This window comes from Bradyrhizobium sp. DOA9 (genome assembly GCF_000617845.2).
Taxonomy (GTDB): domain Bacteria; phylum Pseudomonadota; class Alphaproteobacteria; order Rhizobiales; family Xanthobacteraceae; genus Bradyrhizobium.
Window position 1 is genome coordinate 3,240,740 of record NZ_DF820425.1, and the last position, 21,243, is coordinate 3,261,982.

Genomic DNA, 21,243 nt, shown 5'->3' on the forward strand with positions numbered 1-21,243 from the left:
AGGATCTCCTGTGTTGGCCGTAACCTCGTTGGGCGCCGGCAATGACAGAAGCTTCGTCGAAATCAAATGCACTCTGAAATGCCGTCTATCTTTCGACACCATAGCGGGCCGCTATGCACGTCCCAGCATGTGTTTGAGGTCAGCCGAAAACGTCGGATAAGCGTAGACCGTGTCACGCAGTTGCTTTGCGGTGATGCCGAACTTGATGGCGAGGCCAAATACGTTGATCAGCTCCTGACCGGCGTGGCCGACGATGTGCGCGCCGAGGATCCTGTCTGTGGCCTGATCGACGATCACTTTCGACCATGCAACGGTTTCGGCATATGATCGCGACGAGAACCACTCGCGCATGTCGTTGACGTGAACATCGACCTCCGAACCGGATTCCCGCGCCGCCGTTTCGGTGAGGCCGACGGCGGCGAGGGCCGGCACAGTGTAGACGGATGTCGCCAGGCCGGCGTAGTCAGGCGCGTGGTGCGGCCCATCGACGATGTTGCGGCCGACTATGTCGCCTTCATAGGTCGCCACGGGGGACAGCTGCGGCGAGATCGGCACCGCGTCTCCGCAAACGTAAACCCGAGGATTCGAAGTTGAACGCAAATATCGGTCGACGACGATCCGGCCGTTGACGTGCTCGACTTGACCTTTGGTCAGGTCGAGCCCTTCGGTATCGGCCACTCGACCAGCACCGTTTACGACGCGATCCGCTTCCAGCACCTGCTCGATGCCGTCCTGGGTAAAGACGACCCGAAGCCGGCCGCTCGCCGGCTCGATCCGCTGGACGACGACGCCGGTCCTAATCTTGATGCCGATGCGTTCGCTTTCGGTCCGCAGTTGCGCGACGGCATCCATGTCCATTGAAGGGAGAATTTGCGGGAGCACTTCGAGGATCGTTACGGCAGCGCCGGCCCGCACATAGATGTGACCGAACTCCAGCGAGATCACGCCGCCGCCGAGGAAGACGACGGAGCCCGGCAACTTGCGTTCGCTAAGTATCTCGTCCGAGGTGATCATGTGCTCCGCACCTGGGATTGGCAGCGGTCGTGCCCTGGATCCGGTGGCGACCACGATATGCTTGGCCTCGAATAAGCGACCGCCGACGCCGATCGCACTAGAGGCGACGAAGACGCCCTTGCCCCTGACCACCTCGACGTCTCGGCGCGCCATGGTGCGCGCTAGATCGCCCGGAATATCCTGGATCATCGCCTTCTCGCGCTCGATTAGCGCCGCCCAATCAAGCCTGGGTTTGCTGACGGTGATATGATGAGCGGACGCGCGCTCGATGTCGTGCAGCGACTGACTCGCGGCGACCAAAATCTTCTTTGGCGTGCAGCCGCGGTTTGGACAGGTGCCACCGAGATCGCGCGGCTCGATCATTGCGACCGAGAGGCCAGCGCGGCGGGCCGGTCCGGTCACGCCGATCCCGGCGTTGCCGCCGCCTAGGATCACGACGTCGAATGCTTCGATGGTCATCGGTCGCGCCTTCAGGTTCGGAGCGGAGTGCAGCCGAGCGCCGGAGCGCGTCATTCGATGCGGGCCGGCTGTGAGCGTTCCAGTCGTTACTTCGCCGTGATGGTGGAAGTGATGGACCGGACCACCATCGTTGCCATCTTGAACTGCGCTTCGCGGTTGCTGATGTTGTGCCGCTTGGCAATCCAGTCGAAGTCGGTCCATACGGCCCAGACGTCGCCATTGTCATCCTGCGTAAGCAGCAGGCGGACCGGCCAGTCGAGCCCCGCGTTGGGGTTTGCCGTGATGAACTGAGTCCCGAGGGGGGGATTGCCGAAGATGAGCAAGGTGGAAGGTCTGAGCGTGATCCCGGCTTCCGAGGCGAGCTTCGATTGATCGACCTCCAGGAAGAACTTGATGCCCTTGGCGGCAAGGTCCGCCTTGATGCGGCTGATCGCTTCCGACATCGATACTGCGCTCTTCACGCGTACGATCCCGTGATCGCTTTCGGCGCGGGCGGCCGACGCCGCCGCCGAAAGCACGAGGAACAAAAGTACAAGCGAGGTGGCAAGATTCGCAGCGTTCAGAGTGATGCGACGGCCCATGGCATTCTTCTCCGGCAATGGTAGCTTTGGACTGCGGGAAGGATGGACGCTCGGTTCAAGCAGTTGAAATGCCGTCTGGCTCTTGAAGCAATAGCTCCGGGCTATCGCAGGTGCGATAGGCCGCAGCTATCAAACCGATTGTGGATCGGCATTTCCATTTGAAGGGGATCAAGCATTCGATCGACCGGCGGCCCTTGCGGGGCGGCTGAAATGCCAAATAATAGGCCTCACCAATGCCGGAGCGGAAAAATGACGGCCCTTTCCCCAACCGATGCTGAGCGGCTCAAGCTTGCCTTCCAGCGCTGCCGTGACATGGAGGGGACCCTGAACGAGCAGCTTCGAGCGTACGCGAATGCCGGTCGAGAGATCTTTCCGGCCTATGGCGACGCGGTCGACCGCCTCGTGGCAAGGTTGGCCGAAAATGGGGGCGGAGAAAGCGCACCGCGTCCGGGTGAGGTGATGCCGCCCTTCATGTTGCCGGACGAGAATGGGCATCTGGTCACACTTCCTTCGCTGATTGAGCGCGGTCCCGTAGCAGTCATGTTCTTTCGAGGCCATTGGTGCCCTTACTGCCGACTGAACATGCGCGCGGTGATCCAGGCCCAAGACGACATCAATGCAATGGGCGCTCAGATCGTCGCGATCATGCCGGAGACCCAGGAGTTCACGGAGACGTTCAAGGCCGACTCGGGCGCGCCGTTTCCGATCCTGACCGATCTCGACAACGGCTACGCGCTGTCGCTCAACCTCGCGATCTGGCTCGGCGCCGAGATCCAGCAATTGCTGTCCTATCAGGACATGGCGAAATTCCACGGCAATGAAGGCTGGATGCTGCCGATCCCCGCCGTGTTCGTGGTCGGACGCGACGGCATCGTGAAAGCCCGCTTCGTCGATCCGGATTTCCGCAAGCGCATGGAGATCGACGATCTGATCGAAGCGCTGGAGCGTGTTAGCCGGGAGAATTGAGCGCCCGCGCTACCCCGCGATCTCGCGCCAGTCGGCGCCGCGCAGCATGCGCATCACGGCGTTGCCCACGGCGGTGCGTTGCCGGCCGGCGACCCCATAGAGGTTGACGGTGCGGCGGGCGTCCAGCCCTGAGACTGCGGCGCGCGTCAGCCGCTCCGGCACAGGTGAGGTGTGCGGCATCATGGCGATGCCCATCTCGGCCTCGACCAGCTCGATCAAGTCGCGCTCGTTCGAGACCTCGTGACCCTGTTCGATGTCGATGCCGTGCTCGCGCAGGCTCGCGGAGATGCGCCGCGCGTGCTCGCAGAAGGTTCGAGTCAGCAGCAGCTCCGAACGCAGATCGTCCAGCTCGACCGAGCTGCGGCCGGCCAGCCGATGCCCGTCACCGACGACGAGCTCAAAGCTCTCGGTGAACAGCGGCCAGACGTCCAGCCGGTCCCAGGCCTCGTCGATCTCGGCCGCAATGCCGAGCTCGGCTTCGCCCTTCTTCAGGAAGTCGCCGACCTCCCGGCCCGAGCCGCGCAGGAAGCGGAATTCGAGCCGGTTGAACTGCCGCTTGATCTCGTTGAGATGCGGAATCAAGAGGGCGAGGTCGATCGAATGCGTCAGCGCAATGCGGAGCGCACCGATCTCTCCGCTCCTGAAGGAGGAGGCCAGCGAGCGCGCGCCGATCGCCGCGTCATAGCACTGCTTCAGCAGCGGATGCATGCGCTGGCCGAGCTCGGTCAACTGCGCGGCGGGGCGCTCGCGGCGGAACAGGTCGCCGCCAAGCTCGGCCTCGAGCTGCTTGATCGCGCGCGTCAGCGAGGGCTGCGTCACGTTGCACTCCTCGGCCGCGCGCGTGAAGTTCAAGAGCTGCGCCACCGCGAGGAAATAGCGGACCTGGTGCATTTCCATGGATCGGCTCCCAGCAGAAATCGACCGGGAATCTAGCCGATCAGGGCGGGAAATGACATCCCGCCTGCGATAGCGCGGACGTATGGACTCGGAAGCCAACCGGCATTTCCGCAGATCCCGGAGATCCCGCACATTCCGCTCCAGCCTGGCGCGGTGTCGCGCCGAGAAGAGGTCTGGATCATGAATATCCCCATCAAGACGCAGGCGTCCGCTTCCTCACGCGTGCTGGCCGGCAAGGTGGCCCTTGTCACCGGGTCGACCAGCGGCATCGGTCTCGGCATCGCACGGGCGCTGGCCGCCCCCGGCGCCGACATCGTGCTCAATGGCCTTGGCGTGGCCAGCGAGATCGGCCGGACGCGCGAGCAGATCGCCGCCGAGTTCGGCGTCAAGGCAAGCTATTCGCCGGCGGACATGTCGAGGCCGAAATCGATCGCCGAAATGATCGCGGCGACGGTGGCCCAATCCGGCCGGCTGGACATCCTGGTCAACAACGCCGGCATCCAGCATGTCGCGCCGCTCGACCAGTTTCCGGTCGAGAAGTGGGACCAGATCCTCGCGATCAATCTGTCTTCGGCCTTCCACACCACGCGGCTCGCGTTGCCGGCCATGCGGCAGAACGGTTTTGGCCGGATCATCAACATTGCGTCCACGCACGGCCTGGTCGGTTCGCCGCTCAAGGCAGCCTATGTCACCGCCAAGCATGGCATCGTCGGCCTCACCAAGGTGACGGCGCTGGAAACTGCGGAGGAAGGCATCACCTGCAACGCGATCTGCCCTGGTTATGTCCATACGCCGCTGGTCGAGGCGCAGATCGACGGCCAGGCCAAGGCCCACGGCATCTCCCGCGATCAGGTGATCCGCGACGTGCTGCTGGCGCAACAGCCGAACAAGCGCTTTGTTACGGTCGAGGAGCTCGGCGCACTCGCGGTGTTCCTGTCGACGGACGCGTCGGCCTCGATCACCGGCGTTGCGCTGCCGGTCGACGGCGGGTGGACCGCGCATTGACATGGGCCGGCGCAGCAAGTCGAATACTCGAACGGTGCAAGCTCACCAGGAGCGAGACATGAGCACGCAGGACAATTCGCAGCACAAGAGGTTCGACCTGCCGGGTCAGGTCGTGCTCGTGCTACAGGGCGGCGGTGCGCTCGGCTCATACCAGGCCGGGGTCTACCAGGCCTTGCACGAAGCCGGCATCGAGCCGGACTGGATCATCGGCACCTCGATCGGCGCGATCAATGCGAGCCTCATCGCCGGCAACGCGCCCGAGCACCGGCTCGCGCGCTTGCGGGAGTTCTGGAAGCGGATGGAGCAGCAGCCGGTCTGGGACTGGCGCTCCGCGTTTCCCGGCTTCAACGAGAAGCTGGCCTATTGGTCGACCGTGAGCCACGGCATTGCCGGTTTCTTCCGGCCCAATCCGCTGGCCCATGCCGGCGATTCCTATCCGCTGGGCGCCGATCACGCCGGCTATTATTCGACCGCGCCGCTGGAGAAGACGCTGAGCGAACTCGTCGATTTCGATCTCGCCAACCGCTGTGCGCCGCGCCTGACGGTCGGTGCGGCTCATGTCGGCACTAGCGAAATGCGCTATTTCGACAGCCGCGACGGCGAGCTGACGGTGAAGCACGTGATGGCGTCGGGCGCGCTGCCGCCGGCTTTCCCCGCCGTGCGCATCGACGGCGAGCTCTATTGGGACGGCGGCATCCTGTCGAATACGCCGACCGAAGCGGTGTTCGACGACAATCCGCGCAGGGATTCGCTGATCTTCTCCGTGCACTTATGGAATCCGGTCGGGCCGGAGCCGACCACGATGGCTGAGGTGCTGAACCGGCACAAGGACGTGCAATATTCCAGCCGCATCGCCAGCCAGATCGTGCGCCAGCAGCAGGCCCATCGCCTGCGCCACGTCATCAACCAGCTCGCGGCGCGGCTGCCTGAGAGCGAGCGAAACGATCCCGCGGTGAGGGAGCTGACGAGCTACGGCTGTCCAACCCGCATGCATGTGGTGCGGCTGCTGGCGCCGCAGCTCGAGCACGAGACCCATACCAAAGATATCGACTTCAGTCCGTCGGGAATCACGCGGCGCTGGCATGCCGGTTACGCTCACACGCGATCGGTCCTGGCGCGCAAGCCCTGGATCGGCGAATTCGATCCGCTTGCCGGCGTCGTGCTGCACGAGCATATGGACGAAATGCCGATGGCGGCGGAGTGAGGGCTCTGTCCGTCATGGCTTCGCACGAGGGCGATTTTGCAGGCGCGCGGTCCGGAGTATGGTCGCCGTATCTTCGTCGCGAGGCCTGCAATTGGTCGCTGAGAAAGATCTGGAGAAGACGCTCGATACGCTGCGTGCCAACGCGGCGGGACCGGTCGCGGGCGTATTCGGTCCGGCCTCACTGACCTGGCAGATCGACCGGGAGGCCGTGCTCTTTCTCGGCGCCGGCCGTGCGCTGCTGTTGCAACTGGCCCATCCATGGGTGGCGGCGGCGATCGCCGAGCATTCGCGCACCCTTGCCGATCCGATCGGCCGCTTCCATCGCACCTTCGACCTTGTCTTTACGATGGTGTTCGGCTCGCTGGACCGGGCGCTGCTGTCGTCCCGGCAATTGCATCGGCGTCACAGCATGATCGTCGGCGAGATGCCCGAGACCGTAGGGCCGTTCGCGGCCGGCTCGCGTTATTGCGCCAACGACATTGCGTCGCTGCGCTGGGTTCACGCCACGCTGGTCGAGACCGCGCTCATGGCACATGATCTGGTGCTGCCGCCACTCTCGGCGGAGGAGCGCGATCGCTATTGGAGCGAGGCCAGGCTGTACGGCGCCCTGTTCGGATTGACGGGGGATGATTTGCCGGCGGACTGGTCCGGCTTCGTCGCCTATACCGAGGCCATGGCGCAGTCGGAGACGCTGACCGTCGGCCCTGCGGCGCGCGAGATCGCCGCGCAAATATTTAGCGGCGCGCGCCCGTGGCTGCGGCCGCCGCGCTGGTATCGCGCGATCACCGCGAGCATGCTGCCCGAGGGCTTGCGTGCAGGCTTTGGTTTTGAGCTCGACGAGCGCGCGATCCGATCCGCCGACAACGCGCTGCGATGGATCAGGCGCGTCTATCCGAAATTGCCTGATCGGCTGCGCTATGTCAGTCCCTACCAGGAAGCGCAGGCGCGGCTGCGGGGCGAAGCGCAGCCTGATTGGATGACACGGTGTCTCAACCGCGCCTGGATCGGCCGGCCGCAGATGGACGCGCGTCGCTGAGCGCTCCCGGCGTGTCCCGGCTCAGCAGCGCACCGTCGAAGAGACGCTGCGCTGCGTCCGGGGCAGGAGAGGGGAGTGGGCGCGCGACTTTTTCCTCCTCGTCATTGCGAGCGCAGCGAAGCAATCCAGAGTCCCTCCGCGGAAAGATTCTGGATTGCTTCGTCGCAAGGGCTCCTCGCAATGACGCGTGGAGAGTGCTGCGCTCGCAATGACGAGCATGCGCCTCGGGCTCACACCGACGCCAGCTTGCGGTACAGCGCGCTGTAGCTGCCCGCCGAGATGCTCCAGGAGAACGAGCGGCCCATGGCGCTGCGGCGCATGGTGTCGAGCTGGTCGTGGGCCATGAAGGCCGAGAACGCGCGCCGCACGCCGCCGAGGAACGACTCGCGCGATGGCCTCGAGAACAGGAATCCGGTCTCGCCGTCGCTGATGGTCTCGGCGAGGCCGCCGGTCTGGTGACCGATCGGCAGCGAGCCGAAGCGCTGGGCGTACATCTGGCTCAGCCCGCACGGCTCGAACCGCGACGGCATCAAGGTGAAATCGCTGCCGGCGAAGATGCGCCGCGCCTGGGCGTCGTTGAAGCCGATCGCAACCCCGATCGCGTCGGGGCGACGGCGGTGCGCGTCGATCAGGGCCTGCTCGAGCGCCGGCTCGCCGGAGCCGGTGACCACGATCTGCCCGCCGGCGTCGACGATCTCGTCCGCCGCCGACAGAACGAGGTCGATGCCCTTCTGGTGCACGAGCCGCGCGACGATGCCGAACATCGGCCCGCGCGAGACCGCCAGCCCGAACTGCTTGCGGACATAGTCCGCGTTCGCCTTCTTGCCGATCCAGTCGCCGGCGCCGAATTGCTGGGCGAGCTGGGCGCAGGAGCGGGGGTCCCAGCTCTCGTCGATGCCGTTGAGGATGCCGGTGAGCTCGGCGGCGTCGGAGCGCAGCCGGAGCAGGCCCTCCAGGCCGCAGCCGAACTCGGCGGTGGTGATCTCCCGCGCATAGGTGCCGCTGACCGTGGTGAGGTGGGAGGCGTAGACGAGGCCCGCCTTGAGGAAGGAGACCTGGTCGTAGAACTCGACACCGTCGATGTGGAAGGAGCTCTCCGGTGCGCCGATCCGCCGCAGCGAGTCCTTCGGGAAGAGGCCCTGATAAGCGAGGTTATGGATGGTCAGGATGGACGGCAGCTTGGCGCCCTGCCAGGCCAGATAGGCCGGCACGAGCGAGGCCTGCCAGTCATTGGCATGGATCAGGTCTGCTGCCCAATTCTTGTCCAGCTTGCCCATGGCGAGCTCAGCCGCCGCCGAGGCGAAGCGCGCGAAGCGGATGTCGTTGTCGGGCCAGTCGCGCCCGAACTCGTCGCCATAGGGGTTGCCGGGCCGATCGTAGAGCTGCGAGCACAGCAGCACATAGACCGGCAGGCCGTCCTTGGTCGCGGCCCGGCCGAGCGAGCAGGCCGGCATCTCCGCGAATGCAGGACAGCGGCCGACGATCTGAATATGCGTGAGTTGCTCGATGATGTCGCGATAGCCGGGCAGCATGATCCGGATATCGGCGAAGGAGCGAAGTGCGCGGGGAAGGGCGGCGGAAACGGCGCCCAGTCCGCCGACGCGGACGAAGTCGTCCATCTCTGTGGTGACGAACAAGACCCTCAAGAACCGCCGCCCTCTTCCAACCCCCGCCTGCTGCTATGCAAGAACGGGTCCAGTTGTGCTGGAATTCCAAAGCCCGCCCACGCGGCACGTCTGCTCGGTAAACACTTTCCTACTCAGCCGCCGCCCTCTAGGGTCGCCGCATCAACAACAAAGAACTTCGATGGTTCCAAAGAGTCGAGGACGCAGGCAGGCATGCAGCTAGCAGATAAGCATGAGGGGACGTTGACAAAGGTCATGGCGGGTTTGCGGGTGCTGGATTTTTCGACCACCATCGCCGGGCCCCATTGCACGCGGATGCTCGCCGACATAGGCGCCGAGGTCATCAAGATCGAGACCGACGGCGGGGAGACGATGCGGACCCGGCCCCCCTTGCGCAACGGCTGCAGCACCGCATTCGGCCAGCTCAATGTCGGCAAGAAGAGCGCGGTCCTCGACCTTAAATCCGAGGACGGCAAGGAGGCGGTGCGCCGGCTGGCCGCGACCTCGGACATTCTGGTCGAGAACTTCCGTCCCGGCGTGATGCGCCGCCTTGGGCTCGACTACGACAGCCTGCGACAGGTCAACCCGAGGCTGATCTATTGCTCGATCTCGGGCTATGGCCAGACCGGCCCCTCGGCCGAGCTGCCGGCCTACGCCCCGGTGATCCACGCCGCCTCGGGCTACGACATGGCCCATCTCGCCTATCAGCCCGGCCGCAACCGCCCGGATTATTGCGGCATCTACCACGCCGACGTCGTCACCGGCACCTATGCTTTCGGCGCGATCGCGTCCGCGCTGTATCAGCGCACCGTGACCGGGATCGGCCAGCACATCGACGTCTCCATGCTGGAAACCATGCTGTCGCTGACGCTGACCGAACTGCAGAGCTCGCAATTCGCGGTGCCGCCGCCGCCGCGCCCGATGTTCGGACCGACTGAGACGGCAAGCGGCTACGTCATGATCACGATCGCCAGCGAGAAGACGTTCCAGGCCTTGATGGGGGTGATCGGCCGCCCCGACTGGGTCTCCGATCCACGCTTCGCCACCTATGCCGCGCGCCGCGAAAACTGGGCCGAGCTGATGGACGGCGTCGAAATCTGGTCGCGGCAGCTTTCGACCGATGAATGTCTCGGCCTGCTCGGTGCTGCCGGCGTGCCGGCCTCGGCCTATCGCAGCGTGTCCGAGGCCTTGGCCGATCCGCAGCTTGCGCATCGCCGGGCCCTCTCGGAGGTTCGGGACGAGGGCGGCTCATTCCAGGTGCTCAACCTGCCGTTTCGGATGTCGGGGGCTGATACGACGCCGGCCGGGACCGTGTCCGTGCTCGGCCAGCACACCGCCGCGCTGCGCGAGGAGATCGGCCTTGCAGGCGGTGTATCAATTCCGCCAGGCAAAACAGCCGCGATATCCTGAGTCGCAGCGCCGCCACATGCGGCGTTTGACCTCTCGTTCGTTCCTCTTGCCGAGCCGGGCATTTGTCGCCAAGCTCGCTTCCGAGTCATTCAACGATCCGAAACATCGGACGAGTGATCCCGGGAGGAACCATGACGAACGCGACGTCCGCGGCGCGCAAGCGCGTGCCTATTTTCCTCGTTGCGGCATTTGCACTGTCTACCCCGGTGCAGGCGCAGAAATCGGGCGGCAGCATCACCGTCGGCCAGGAGCTGGATATTCCGGGCTTCGATCCGCTCAAGGTGGGCGTGTACGACACCTCGACCTTCACCGCTGCCGCCGCGATCTTCGACACGCTCACCACGCTGAATGACAAGGGCGAGGCGGCGCCGAAGCTCGCGGTGTCCTGGACCCATTCCGACGATTACAAGACCTGGACCTTCAAGCTCCGCGAAGGCGTGAAATTCCACGACGGCACGCCGTTCAATGCGCAGGCCTTCAAGGAGAATTTCGACCGGCAGAAGGACCCCGCCAACAAGTGCCGCTGCGCCTTCTACATCACCCACGTCAAGGAGGTGCTGGCGCCGGACGAATACACCCTCATCTACAATCTCACCGATCCCAGCGTGAACCTGCCGGCGACGATCACCATCCAGAGCCAGAACAACGCCGTCCATTCACCGACCGCCTGGAAGACCAAGGGCGACGACTACAACCGCAATCCGGTCGGCACCGGTCCCTATATCCTGAAATCCTGGACCGCCGGCGACCGCATGGTGCTGGAAAAGAACCCGAACTATTGGGACAAGGGCCGCCCCTATCTCGACCGCATCGTCCTGAAGCCGCTGCCGGACGCGCAGTCGCGCTTCGCCTCGCTGCAATCGGGCGAGGCCGACATCATCTGGGACGACGAGAACGACGCCGACAACATCATGAAGGCGCAGAAGGACTCCAAGCTCACCGTGCACACCTACAAGGGCTCGGGTGCGGCCGTCTATGCCTTCAACACCAAGGTGGCGCCGTTCGACGACGTCAGGGTGCGGCAGGCGCTGGTGATGGCGATCGACCGTCCGAAGATGTCGCAGGCGATCAGCAATGGCCTGAGCCGGCCCGCGAGCAATCCTTACGGCGACGGCTCCTGGGTCAAGTGCAAGGACGACGGGGCGCTGCCGTTCGACGTCGAGAAGGCCAAGGCGCTGATCAAGGATTACGGCAAGCCGGTCGAGTTCAAGATGCTGGTGACGGCGACTCCGCGCGGCCGCATGGTCGGCCAGGTGCTGCAGCAATTCTGGAAACGCGTCGGCGCCAACATGGAGATCGAGCAGGTCGACCAGGCCACGATTCCGACGCGCGCCTTCACCCGGCAGTTCCAGCTGACGCCGTGGCGCATCGTCGATCTCGCCGATCCCGATCCGCAGATGTACGCGAATTTCCGCAGCGGCAGCCCGCTGGCGCTCGCCGGATATTCGAACCCCGAGCTCGACAAGCTGCTGGACCATGCGCGCGTCACCGCCGATATCGCCCAGCGCACCGAGGATTATTGCGCCATCAGCCGCCTGATCAACAAGGAGGCGATCTGGTTCTGGACCTTCCAGAATACCTATTACGCGTTGTCCAGCGCCAAGCTGAAGGGCTTCCCGAAAATGTACAACGGCGTGATCGACGTCTCGACCACCTGGCTGGAATGACCACGCGATGCTGAACTTCGTCGCGCGGCGGCTGCTTGCCATGCTGCCGGTCCTGCTCGCCGTCTCGTTGCTGACGTTCCTGATCGCCTCGCTGCTGCCCGGCGATCTCGCGCTCGTCATCCTCGGCGACCAGGCAACACCGGAAAATGTCGCCGCGCTGCGCCGCGACATGGGGCTCGACCAGCCGTTGTGGTGGCGTTACCTGAGCTGGCTCGGCCACGTGTTGCAGGGCGATCTCGGCCGCTCGTATCGCACCGGGCAGACGGTGCTGCAGGCGGTGGCCGAGCGCATTCCGGTCTCGCTGCAGCTGATGCTGATGGCCGAGTTCATCGGGCTCCTGATCGGCGTTCCCGTCGCGATCGCCTGTGCCGCGCGCGCCGGCGGCGCGTTCGACCGGTTCATGACCGGCAGCGCCTTCGCGATGCTGTCGATGCCGTCGTTCCTGACCGCGATCCTGCTGATCTATCTGTTCGCGGTCGAGCTGCGCTGGCTGCCGGCGACTGGCTATGTGCCGTTCACCGAAGAGCCGCTGGCCAGTTTGCGCTTCTTCGTGCTGCCGGCGTTGACGCTGGCGCTGGCGGAATGGCCGGGCATCATGCGCGTGCTGCGCTCCGACATGATCGCGACCCTGCAGGAGGATTATATCGCGCTCGCCAAGGCCAAGGGCCTCAAGCCGTCGCGCATCCTGTTCGTGCATGCGCTCAAGCCTTCGTCGCTAACGCTGGTGACGGTGACGGGCATCAATATCGGCCGCCTGCTCGGCGGCACGCTGATCGTGGAATCGATCTTTGCGCTGCCCGGCATCGGCCGGCTGCTGGTCGGGGCGATCTACACCCGCGACCTCGTCATCCTCCAGGGCGTCGTGCTGCTGGTCGCCTGCGGCTTCGTCATCGTCAACTTCATCGTCGACATGCTCTACGCCGTGCTCGATCCGAGGATCCGCCATGGCCACGCTTGAGCTGTCGATCCCGGACGAAGAGGTGGCCGCGCCGGTCGGCCGCAAGCGCAAGCTCGGCCTGTTGTTCTGGATCGCAAGCGCCTGGCTCGCGATCGTCCTTTCGCTCGCGATCCTGGCGCCCGTGCTGCCGCTGCAGAACCCTGTCGACATGGACATGCTGGAACGGCGCGCCGCCTTCTCCAGGGAGCATTGGCTCGGCACCGACGGGCTCGGCCGCGACGAGCTCGCCCGGCTGATCTTCGGGGCGCGGGTGTCGCTGACGGTCGGGCTGATCGCGCCCATGATCGGCCTCGTCGTCGGCGGCGCGCTCGGCCTGCTGGCCGGCTATTTCCGCGGCCGGTACGAGACGCTGGTGGTCGGCAGCATGGACGTCCTGCTCGCCTTTCCGCCGCTGATCTTCGCGCTCGCGGTGGTCGCCTATCTCGGCCAGTCGGTCCCCAACCTCACGATCGTTCTCGGCGTGCTCGGCATTCCCGCCTTCATGCGCGTGGCGCGCGCGGCAACGCTGACGCTGGCGCGGCGCGAATTCGTGATCGCGGCCGAGGCGCTCGGCGCCAGCCATGCGCGCATCCTGCTGCGCGAGCTGCTGCCGAACGTCATCCTGCCGCTGCTCGCCTTCTTCCTGCTCGGCGTCGCCGTCACCATCGTGGTCGAGGGCGCGCTGTCCTTTCTCGGCCTCGGCGTGCCGCCGCCGATGGCGAGCTGGGGCAGCATGATCGGGGAGGGGCGCGACAGCCTCGATGTCGCGCCGCGGCTGGCGTTCCTGCCGGCAGCCGGACTGTTCCTCACCGTGCTGGCCTTCAACCTCGTCGGCGACACCTTGCGGGCCCTCACCGACCCGCGTCAGGGGGCACTGTGAGCGCTCCGCTCCTGGCCATCGAGGATGTCGCGGTCGAGCTGCCGACCCCGCGTGGAAACTTGCGCGCGGTCGATCACGTCGACCTTTCGCTGCAGGCCGGCCGCACGCTCGGGATCGTCGGCGAGTCCGGCTGCGGCAAGACCATGCTCTCGCGCGCCGTGCTGCAGCTGCTGCCGAAGAAGGCGAAGCTGACGGGCCGGGTGATGTTCGACGGCCAGGATCTGGTGCGGCTCGCGCCTGAAAGCCTGCGGCGTTTGCGCGGCCGCGATCTCGCGGTCGTGTTCCAGGACCCCATGACCTCGCTCAACCCGGTGCTCACCATCGGTACGCAGTTGATGGAGACGATCCAGGAGCACCTCGAGCTCGACGCGCCCGCCGCGAAAGCGCGCAGCATCGAGCTGCTCGCCGCCGTCGGCATTCCCGCGCCGGAGCAGCGGCTGGTGCAATATCCGCATCAATGCTCCGGCGGCATGCGCCAGCGCATCGCGATTGCGATCGCGCTCTCCTGCGAGCCGAAGCTCCTGATCGCGGACGAGCCGACCACCGCGCTCGACGTCACCATCCAGGCGCAGATCCTCGATCTGCTCGCGCGCGAGCAGCGCCGCCGCCACATGGCGATGATCATCATCACGCACGATCTCGGCGTCGTCGCCGGCCGCGCCGACGAGGTCGCGGTGATGTATGCGGGCCGGGTGGTGGAGCGCGCGCCGACGCAAGCCTTGTTCAAGCGCATGCACATGCCCTACACCGAGGCGCTGCTGGCGGCGATCCCGAAGCTCGACGCCGCGCCGCATACGCCGCTGCCGGCGATCTCGGGCCGTCCACCCGATCCGACGCGGCCGCTGAAGGGCTGCTCCTTCGCGCCGCGCTGCAATTATGCGGGCAGGCACTGTCATGCGGCCAAGCCGGTCCTGACCAGCGCCGAGATGCCTGATCATGTCTATGCCTGCTTCCATCCGATCCGGATGACGGAGGGGATGGAGGCATGATGCAGCTTGCCGTGCGCCCCGCGCCGCTTCTGAACGTCGATAATCTCGTCGTCGAATATGGCCTCGGGAACAAGATCGTTCATGCCGTCTCCGGTGTCAGCCTCGAGGTCGTGCGTGGCGAGACGCTTGGGCTGGTCGGCGAATCCGGCTGCGGCAAGTCGACGCTCGGCCGCGCGGTGCTGCAACTGCGCCGGCCTAAGTCCGGCCGCGTGATGTTCGACGGCGAGGACCTCACCGCGATGGAGGGCGAGGCGCTGCGCAGGATGCGCCGCCGGGTGCAGCTGATCTTCCAGGATCCGATCGCTTCGCTCAACCCGCGCCGGCGCATCGGCGACATCGTCGCCGAGCCGCTGATCATCGCCGGCATCAAGGATGCCGCCGAGCGCAAACGGCGCGTTCACGAGGTGCTCTCCGCGGTCGGGCTCGACCCCGATCTCGTGGCGAACCGCCTGCCGCACGAATTCTCCGGCGGCCAGTGCCAGCGCATCTGCATCGCGCGATCGCTGGTGCTCAACCCCGAATTCATCGTCTGCGACGAGCCGGTCTCGGCGCTCGACGTCTCCATTCGCGCGCAGATCCTCAATTTGCTGGAGGAGATGAAGGCGCGCTTCGGGCTGACGCTGCTGTTCATCGCCCATGACCTCGCGGTGGTCAAAGCCGTCAGCGACCGCGTCGCGGTGATGTATCTCGGCCGGCTCTGCGAGGTCGGGCCATCAGAGCAATTGTTCGCGCAGCCTGCGCATCCCTACACCGCACTGCTGTTGCAGGCGATCCCGGTGCCGGATCCGGACGTGCGTCCCGCCGAAAGTGTGGCGGCCGGCGAGCCGCCATCGCCGATTGCGCCGCCATCCGGCTGCCGCTTCCGCACCCGCTGCCCGCGCGCCGATCAGCGTTGCAGCGCGGAGATACCGGAGTTGCGCCAGGTCGCACCCGGCCAGTTCGCCGCTTGCCACCATCCGCTGGGCTGAACTAAGACCGGTTTGTCTCGCCGCGCCGACCATGGCATGGTGGTGCGACAACGAGAAAGCATGCGGGAGGATGCCGATGAAGAGTTTCAAGGTTGCCGATTTCAAGGCGCCGCTGCAGGAGTTCGACGAGGCGACGCCGCAGCCCTCGGGCACGCAGGTGCTGATCAAGGTGAAGGCAGCCGGTGTCTGCCACAGCGATCTCCACATCTGGGAAGGCGGCTACGATCTCGGCCATGGCCGCAAGCCGCTCTCGTTGAAGGATCGCGGCATCAGCCTGCCGCTGACCATGGGCCACGAGACCGTCGGCGAGGTCCTCGCTTTCGGCCCCGACGTGAAGCCGACCGATCAGGGCGAGCTGAAGATCGGCGATGTCGGGCTCGTCTATCCCTGGATCGGATGCGGCAAATGTGCGACGTGCCTCGCCGGTGACGAGAACATGTGCCTGACGCCGCGCTCGCTCGGGGTCTATTGCGACGGCGGCTATTCCGATCACATGCTGGTGCCGCATCCGCGCTACCTGCTCAATCTGAAGGGCCTCGATCCCGCGACGACCGCGCCCTATGCCTGCTCGGGCGTCACCACCTACAGCGCGCTGAAGAAGGTCGAGCAGCATTTCGACACGCCGATCGTGATGTTCGGCGCCGGGGGCCTCGGCCTGATGGCGTTGTCGCTGCTCAAGGCGATGGGCGGCAAGGGCGCGATCATGGTCGATATCGACGCCAGAAAGCGCGAGGCGGCCGAGAAGGCCGGTGCGCTCGCAACCGTCGATCCCAAGGCGCCGGACGCGCTGGAGCAGCTCGCCAGGAAGGCGGGAGGCCCGATCCGCGCCGTGATCGACCTCGTCGGCAATGCCGCGACCACGCAGCTCGGCTTCGACTGCCTGACCAAGGGCGGCAAGCTCGTCATCGTCGGCCTGTTCGGCGGCGGCGCGACCTGGGCGCTGCCGCTGATTCCGATCAAGGCGGTCACGATTCAGGGCAGCTATGTCGGCAATTTGCGCGAGACGCAGGAGTTGCTCGACCTGGTGCGGGCGAAGAAGGTGCCGCCGATTCCGGTGACGCGGCAACCGCTCGCCAAGGCCAACGACGCGCTGCTGCAATTGCAGCAGGGCGCGGTGGTCGGGCGTACGGTGCTGACGCCGTAGTAACAACTCTCTTCACCGTCATTGCGAGCGCAGCGAAGCAATCCAGAGCTCCTTCCGCGGAAACAGTCTGGATTGCTTCGTCGCAAGTGCTCCTCGCAATGACGAGGCTCTACCGTCCTTCAATTGGGAACCCCATGTCCGCAAACAACGCCTTCCACATTGCCGTGCTCGCCGGTGACGGCATCGGCCCCGAGGTCATGGCGCCGGCGCTGGAGGTGCTCCGCAAGGTCGGCGAGAAGTCCGGCCTCGGCTTCCGCTTCACCGAGGCGCCGGCCGGGGCAAACCATTATCTCGCGACCGGCAAGTCGATGCCGGACAGCACCATCAGGCTATGCGAGGAGGCGGACGCGATCCTGCTCGGGGCCTGCGGCCTGCCGTCGGTGCGCTACCCCGACAATACCGAGATCGCGCCGCAGATCGAGCTGCGCTTCATCTTCGATCTCTACGCCGGCGTGCGTCCGGCGCGCCTCATTCCGGGCGTGCCGAGCCCGATCGTCGGCGCGGACCAGCGCGGCATCGATCTCGTCGTGATCCGGGAGTCCACCGAGGGCCTGTTCGCCTCGATGGGCAAGGGCGTCGTCACCCATGAGGACGCGCGCGAGACCCTGGTGATCACGCGCAAAACCTCCGAGCGCCTGTTCGAGTTCTCGTTTCGCCTCGCCGAGCGGCGCAAGGCGCGCGGCAAGCCGGGCGCGCTCACCTGCGTCGACAAGGCGAACGTGTTCAAGGCGTTCGCGTTCTTCCGCGGCATCTTCGACGAGATCGCGACCAAGCATCCTGACGTGAACACAGACCGGCTCTATGTCGATGCCTGCTCGGCGATGCTGGTCAAGCGTCCCTGGGATTTCGACGTGATGGTGATGGAGAACATGTTCGGCGACATCGTCTCCGACATCACCGCGAGCCTGATCGGCGGCCTCGGCATGGCGCCGTCCGCCGACATCGGCGACAAATACGCGGTGTTCCAGCCGTGCCACGGCACCGCGCCCGACATCATGGGGCAGGGCAAGGCCAACCCCACCGGCATGATCCTGTCGGCGGCGATGATGCTGGACTGGCTCGCCGACAAGCACGGCCTCGAGAGCGCCGCGGAAGCCGGCGAGACGATCGAGCGTGCGGTGGACCAGGTCTATGCCGGCGGCATCAAGCCGATGGAATTCGGCGGCAGCAATGGCACCGCCGACATCACGAAAGCGGTGCTCGCGGCACTATAGTCGAAAAGAGGGGCCCCGCGGGGCCCCTTCGCGTTCACCAGCGGCGCCAATGGTGGTGATGGCGCCAGCCCCACGGACGCGGGCCGTAGAAGCGGGGGCCGCCGTAATAGCCGTAGGCGCGATAGTAGTTCGGGCGCCACCAGCAGCGACCCCAGGGATTACACACCCAGCGCACCTGCTCGACGTTGGCGGCCGGACCGCTTGCGATCTTGTCAGCCTGCGGGATGCCGTTCGGCATTGCCGCAAGCGCGGGTCCGGACGCGAGCGACACACCACCCATCGCAGCCAGCGCAAGAACAGCAAATTTGAGTTTCATCGCAACCTCCCTCGTTGGTAGCCGGAGAACTTGCGACGTATCAACTGGTTGCAACGGCGACTGGGCTGCGCGCGGAATTTAATCTTCCTGAATGTCGGTTCAGCTTCAGCGTCCCCGAAACTGCGGCTTGCGCTTTTCCATGAAGGCCTGCCGGCCCTCGCGGAAATCCGCGCTGTCCATGCAGGCGTTGCCGATCGCCTTGATCGCCTCCATGTCGCGCCGGCTCTCGTCCTTCAGCACCTGCGCGATGGTGATCTTGGCGGCCTTGATCGCGAGCGGGGCGTTCTGCGCGATCGTCTCGGCCATCGTCATGGTCTCGCCCCAGAGCTCGCCTTGCGGGAACACGCGCTCGACGAGACCGATGCGCAGCGCCTCGGCGGAATCGATGCGCATGCCCGTGTACATCAGGAGCCGCGCCCAGGACGGCCCGACCAGCGACACCAGATGTTTCAAGCCGTCATAGCCATAGGCGATCCCGAGTTTTGCCGCAGGAATGCCGAACTGGCTGCCCTGCGAGGCGAGGCGGATGTCGGCGAGCATCGCGACCTGCATGCCGCCGCCGAGGCAATAGCCGTCGATGCAGGCGATGGTCGGCTTGGGATAATCGGCGAGCAGCGCGCGCTGGGCGGCGCTGCGCTTGGCGTATTGCTCGGACGCCGCCGCGTTGTGCCTGACCTTCTCGAACTGGCTGATGTCGGCGCCCGAGACGAACGCCTGGCCGCCGGCGCCGCGCAGGATCACGACGCGCACCGTGTCGTCGTCGCGCAAGGCCGTCAGGGCCTCGCCGAATCCCTCCCACATCTCCAGCGACATCGCGTTGCGCTTGTCGGGATTGTTGAAGGTGATCACGCCGACGCCGCCGGCCGTGTGCGCGAGAATCTTGCCGTCGGCGTAAGGTGTTCCGGTCGTGCTGAAAATGTCTGGCATCGCGCGCTCGCTGCTCGGTGGCGAGGCGCAATGTGCGGCGCGGGCGCCGCCGCGGTCAACCGGCGCAGCAGAGCAGAGCCTGCAACCGGCCGTGCTGCGATTGCATGGCGCGCGACGTCGACGAGCCGAACCTTCGAAGGAAGACAGGCCAAGAAAAAAGGGGTGGTCAGGCCGCCCCGAAAACCAAGGCCACGCGCGAATCGCGCGGGCCAAGTCAAATTCCGATCCGATCCAGCCGATCTCGTGCAATCCGGCCGCGCCCCCGTGACGCGGCGGATTGAACGTCGGCCGTGAAGGCCGGGCCGTCGAGCGGCCTCAGCTCTCGTTCGCCGCGATCGATTCCATCAGCGAGACGAGCTGACGCTGCACCGTCTGGTCCTTGATCTTGCTGTAGGCGCGCAGCAGGCGGAGGCTGAAGGCCGAATCGAGGAAGAGCAGGCTCTCGACTTCGCGGGCCTTGTTGTCGCCGTCGTAGAAGAAGGTCACGGGCACATCGAGGGCGGAGGCGATCTGCTGAAGCCGGGCCGCGCCGACGCGATTGACGCCCTTCTCGTATTTCTGGACCTGCTGGAAGCTGACGCCGAGCTTCTCGCCGAGCTCGGCCTGCGAGATCTTCATCTCGACGCGCCGCAGGCGGATCCGCTTGCCAAGCTCGATGTCCGGCTTGCCGGCACTGCGCTGCTTCATTCTCTTCGCCGCTGCTTTCATCTCTTTTCTCACCTTTGTTCTTCGGTTGAAAATCCCCCGAAGAGCTGGGTCAGGGGTTCGCCCATATACGAGTGCTTGAATTCGTGCGGGTGCACGAACTCTTCCTTAAACCACGGGAAGCGCGCCGGATTGAAAGCCTCGATCAGCCAGTCAATCATGTGCCTCACGCGCGGAATACGGCCGCTACCGGGGTGGTAGGACAGCCAGATATCCAGCGGCCGGTTCAGCTCGACCTCCAGTGGAATCAACTTCCCGCCAAGCGCGATGGCGTAGCTCGGGAAGACGCCGATGCCGGCGCCATTCGCGACCGCCCAATAGTTGGCGCTCGAGACGTTGGTCTTCATGACCAGAAGGTCACGTTCGGACACGCCCGGGAAGAAGCTCTCGAAAGATTCCTTGGCGGCGAGCTGGTCGGCGAATTGCAGCACCAGGCGATGCTTGATCAATTCCGCCGCCGTGCGCGGCGCGCCATGCTTTTCGATGTATTTCTCGGAGGCCCAGAACATCAGATGCATGCGGCCGAGCCGCACCAGCTTGATGTCGAGCGCCGAGGGACGGGACAGATGGATGGCGACGTCGGCCTCGTGGCGCGAGACGTCGGCCGAGCGCATCGCGCAATGCAGGTCCACCAGGATCTTCGGATAGGCCTGCTGGAATTCGACCAGGCGCGGGGCCAGCCAGAAAGTGCCGAGCCCCTCGGTGACGGCGACGCGGACCTCGCCGGACAGGGCGTTGGCCATCGAATCGCTGGCGCGCAGCACGTCGAAGGTGGCCGCCTCCATGCGTTCGACGGCGGAGACCACCAGCGCGCCCTCATCTGTCAGATGGGTGCCGTGGACGTCGCGGGTGAACAACGTGGTTCCGGTCTGGCGTTCGAAATCGTCGATCCGCCGGCGTACGGCGTTGATCGACAGCGACAGGCGCTCGGCCGCCGAGCGAAAGCTTCCGCATCGGACGACTTCCAAAAAGATCCGAGCGGCGTCCCAATCCGACAGGCCGCTGAGATTTGTCTTTGGGCGTTCCGCCAGAGGAACGCCCCTTTCCGCCAAGGAGTGCATACATTTCCCTTTGGAAAGCTAAACTGGCAGAATCTGGAGCAAACCACAACCACGACGGGTTGGGGAACGACGAGTTTTGAACGTCATCCTTACTACCTGAGGGCGGTATTTGGATGCTGCCAGGGGCTGGGAATTCGGGCGAACACAATCCGCTCGATTGAGGGGTATGGCGTGAGTTCCGTTGCGAGCCGCGAAATGGCTGCGGGATTGCCGGCTCTGTCCGCGATGAATGGTCCTG

Annotated in this window: 20 protein-coding genes; 12 read left to right on the plus strand and 8 right to left on the minus strand. The window is 65.4% G+C overall.

Going from position 1 to position 21,243, the window contains the following annotated elements; all coding sequences use genetic code 11:
- Positions 1–111 precede the first annotated feature (111 nt).
- Together BDOA9_RS15125 and BDOA9_RS15130 are read right to left on the minus strand one after the other, a co-directional pair.
- Positions 112–1,473 (minus strand): dihydrolipoyl dehydrogenase family protein, encoded by a 1,362-nt coding sequence (locus tag BDOA9_RS15125; protein WP_042336535.1) that lies wholly within the window; start codon positions 1,471–1,473, stop codon positions 112–114.
- 86 nt (positions 1,474–1,559) lie between these two features.
- Positions 1,560–2,054, minus strand: a complete 495-nt coding sequence (locus tag BDOA9_RS15130; protein WP_042336098.1) for a DUF302 domain-containing protein — start codon at positions 2,052–2,054, stop codon at positions 1,560–1,562.
- Positions 2,055–2,303: 249 nt separating this feature from the next.
- On the opposite strand from BDOA9_RS15130, the gene BDOA9_RS15135 reads away from it, so the two are divergent.
- Positions 2,304–3,020 (plus strand): peroxiredoxin-like family protein, encoded by a 717-nt coding sequence (locus BDOA9_RS15135; protein ID WP_025034788.1) that lies wholly within the window; start codon positions 2,304–2,306, stop codon positions 3,018–3,020.
- A gap of 9 nt (positions 3,021–3,029) precedes the next feature.
- Here BDOA9_RS15135 and BDOA9_RS15140 read toward each other — a convergent pair whose 3' ends face one another.
- Positions 3,030–3,917 carry a LysR family transcriptional regulator gene (locus BDOA9_RS15140; RefSeq protein ID WP_025034789.1) on the minus strand — a complete coding sequence of 296 codons (888 nt, stop codon included), beginning with the start codon at positions 3,915–3,917 and terminating at the stop codon, positions 3,030–3,032.
- A gap of 180 nt (positions 3,918–4,097) precedes the next feature.
- Between BDOA9_RS15140 and BDOA9_RS15145 the strand changes: the two genes are divergently transcribed.
- The 3 genes from BDOA9_RS15145 to BDOA9_RS15155 all read left to right on the plus strand — a co-directional run bounded on the left by BDOA9_RS15145 (position 4,098) and on the right by BDOA9_RS15155 (position 7,162).
- Positions 4,098–4,922 (plus strand): 3-hydroxybutyrate dehydrogenase, encoded by an 825-nt coding sequence (locus BDOA9_RS15145; RefSeq protein WP_025034790.1) that lies wholly within the window; start codon positions 4,098–4,100, stop codon positions 4,920–4,922.
- Positions 4,923–4,980: 58 nt separating this feature from the next.
- Positions 4,981–6,126: a DUF3734 domain-containing protein gene (locus BDOA9_RS15150; protein WP_025034791.1), complete on the plus strand. Its 1,146-nt coding sequence runs from the start codon at positions 4,981–4,983 to the stop codon at positions 6,124–6,126.
- A 91-nt stretch (positions 6,127–6,217) separates the two neighbouring features.
- Positions 6,218–7,162 carry an oxygenase MpaB family protein gene (locus tag BDOA9_RS15155; RefSeq protein WP_025034792.1) on the plus strand — a complete coding sequence of 315 codons (945 nt, stop codon included), beginning with the start codon at positions 6,218–6,220 and terminating at the stop codon, positions 7,160–7,162.
- Between the two features lie 230 nt (positions 7,163–7,392).
- On the opposite strand, the gene glgA is transcribed toward BDOA9_RS15155, so the two are convergent.
- Positions 7,393–8,808: a glycogen synthase GlgA gene (glgA, locus tag BDOA9_RS15160; RefSeq protein WP_025034793.1), complete on the minus strand. Its 1,416-nt coding sequence runs from the start codon at positions 8,806–8,808 to the stop codon at positions 7,393–7,395.
- Positions 8,809–9,000: 192 nt separating this feature from the next.
- Here glgA and BDOA9_RS15165 point away from each other — a divergent pair, with 192 nt between their 5' ends.
- The 8 genes from BDOA9_RS15165 (at position 9,001) to BDOA9_RS15200 (ending at position 17,996) form a co-directional block, all read left to right on the plus strand.
- Complete coding sequence (locus tag BDOA9_RS15165; protein WP_025034794.1) at positions 9,001–10,197, plus strand: CaiB/BaiF CoA transferase family protein; 1,197 nt, start codon at positions 9,001–9,003, stop codon at positions 10,195–10,197.
- 131 nt (positions 10,198–10,328) lie between these two features.
- Entirely contained in the window at positions 10,329–11,864 is a 1,536-nt protein-coding gene (locus BDOA9_RS15170) for an ABC transporter substrate-binding protein (protein ID WP_025034795.1), read from the plus strand.
- 7 nt (positions 11,865–11,871) lie between these two features.
- Entirely contained in the window at positions 11,872–12,822 is a 951-nt protein-coding gene (locus tag BDOA9_RS15175; protein ID WP_025034796.1) for an ABC transporter permease, read from the plus strand.
- Positions 12,809–13,681 (plus strand): ABC transporter permease, encoded by an 873-nt coding sequence (locus tag BDOA9_RS15180; protein WP_025034797.1) that lies wholly within the window; start codon positions 12,809–12,811, stop codon positions 13,679–13,681. Before BDOA9_RS15175 ends, BDOA9_RS15180 begins: the two co-directional genes overlap by 14 nt.
- Positions 13,678–14,670, plus strand: a complete 993-nt coding sequence (locus BDOA9_RS15185; protein ID WP_025034798.1) for an ABC transporter ATP-binding protein — start codon at positions 13,678–13,680, stop codon at positions 14,668–14,670. The genes BDOA9_RS15180 and BDOA9_RS15185 overlap by 4 nt, the downstream gene beginning before the upstream one ends.
- Entirely contained in the window at positions 14,667–15,638 is a 972-nt protein-coding gene (locus BDOA9_RS15190) for an ABC transporter ATP-binding protein (protein WP_025034799.1), read from the plus strand. Before BDOA9_RS15185 ends, BDOA9_RS15190 begins: the two co-directional genes overlap by 4 nt.
- A gap of 76 nt (positions 15,639–15,714) precedes the next feature.
- Positions 15,715–16,782 carry an alcohol dehydrogenase gene (locus BDOA9_RS15195; protein ID WP_025034800.1) on the plus strand — a complete coding sequence of 356 codons (1,068 nt, stop codon included), beginning with the start codon at positions 15,715–15,717 and terminating at the stop codon, positions 16,780–16,782.
- A 134-nt stretch (positions 16,783–16,916) separates the two neighbouring features.
- Positions 16,917–17,996, plus strand: coding sequence for an isocitrate/isopropylmalate dehydrogenase family protein (locus BDOA9_RS15200; protein ID WP_025034801.1), 1,080 nt, complete (start codon positions 16,917–16,919; stop codon positions 17,994–17,996).
- A gap of 34 nt (positions 17,997–18,030) precedes the next feature.
- On the opposite strand, the gene BDOA9_RS15205 is transcribed toward BDOA9_RS15200, so the two are convergent.
- The 4 genes from BDOA9_RS15205 to BDOA9_RS15220 all read right to left on the minus strand — a co-directional run bounded on the left by BDOA9_RS15205 (position 18,031) and on the right by BDOA9_RS15220 (position 21,005).
- Positions 18,031–18,312 carry a hypothetical protein gene (locus tag BDOA9_RS15205; protein WP_025034802.1) on the minus strand — a complete coding sequence of 94 codons (282 nt, stop codon included), beginning with the start codon at positions 18,310–18,312 and terminating at the stop codon, positions 18,031–18,033.
- A 105-nt stretch (positions 18,313–18,417) separates the two neighbouring features.
- Entirely contained in the window at positions 18,418–19,239 is an 822-nt protein-coding gene (locus BDOA9_RS15210; RefSeq protein ID WP_025034803.1) for an enoyl-CoA hydratase, read from the minus strand.
- Positions 19,240–19,554: 315 nt separating this feature from the next.
- Complete coding sequence (locus BDOA9_RS15215; RefSeq protein WP_020608151.1) at positions 19,555–19,926, minus strand: helix-turn-helix domain-containing protein; 372 nt, start codon at positions 19,924–19,926, stop codon at positions 19,555–19,557.
- 29 nt (positions 19,927–19,955) lie between these two features.
- Positions 19,956–21,005: a LysR family transcriptional regulator gene (locus BDOA9_RS15220; RefSeq protein ID WP_025034804.1), complete on the minus strand. Its 1,050-nt coding sequence runs from the start codon at positions 21,003–21,005 to the stop codon at positions 19,956–19,958.
- Positions 21,006–21,243: the final 238 nt, after the last annotated feature.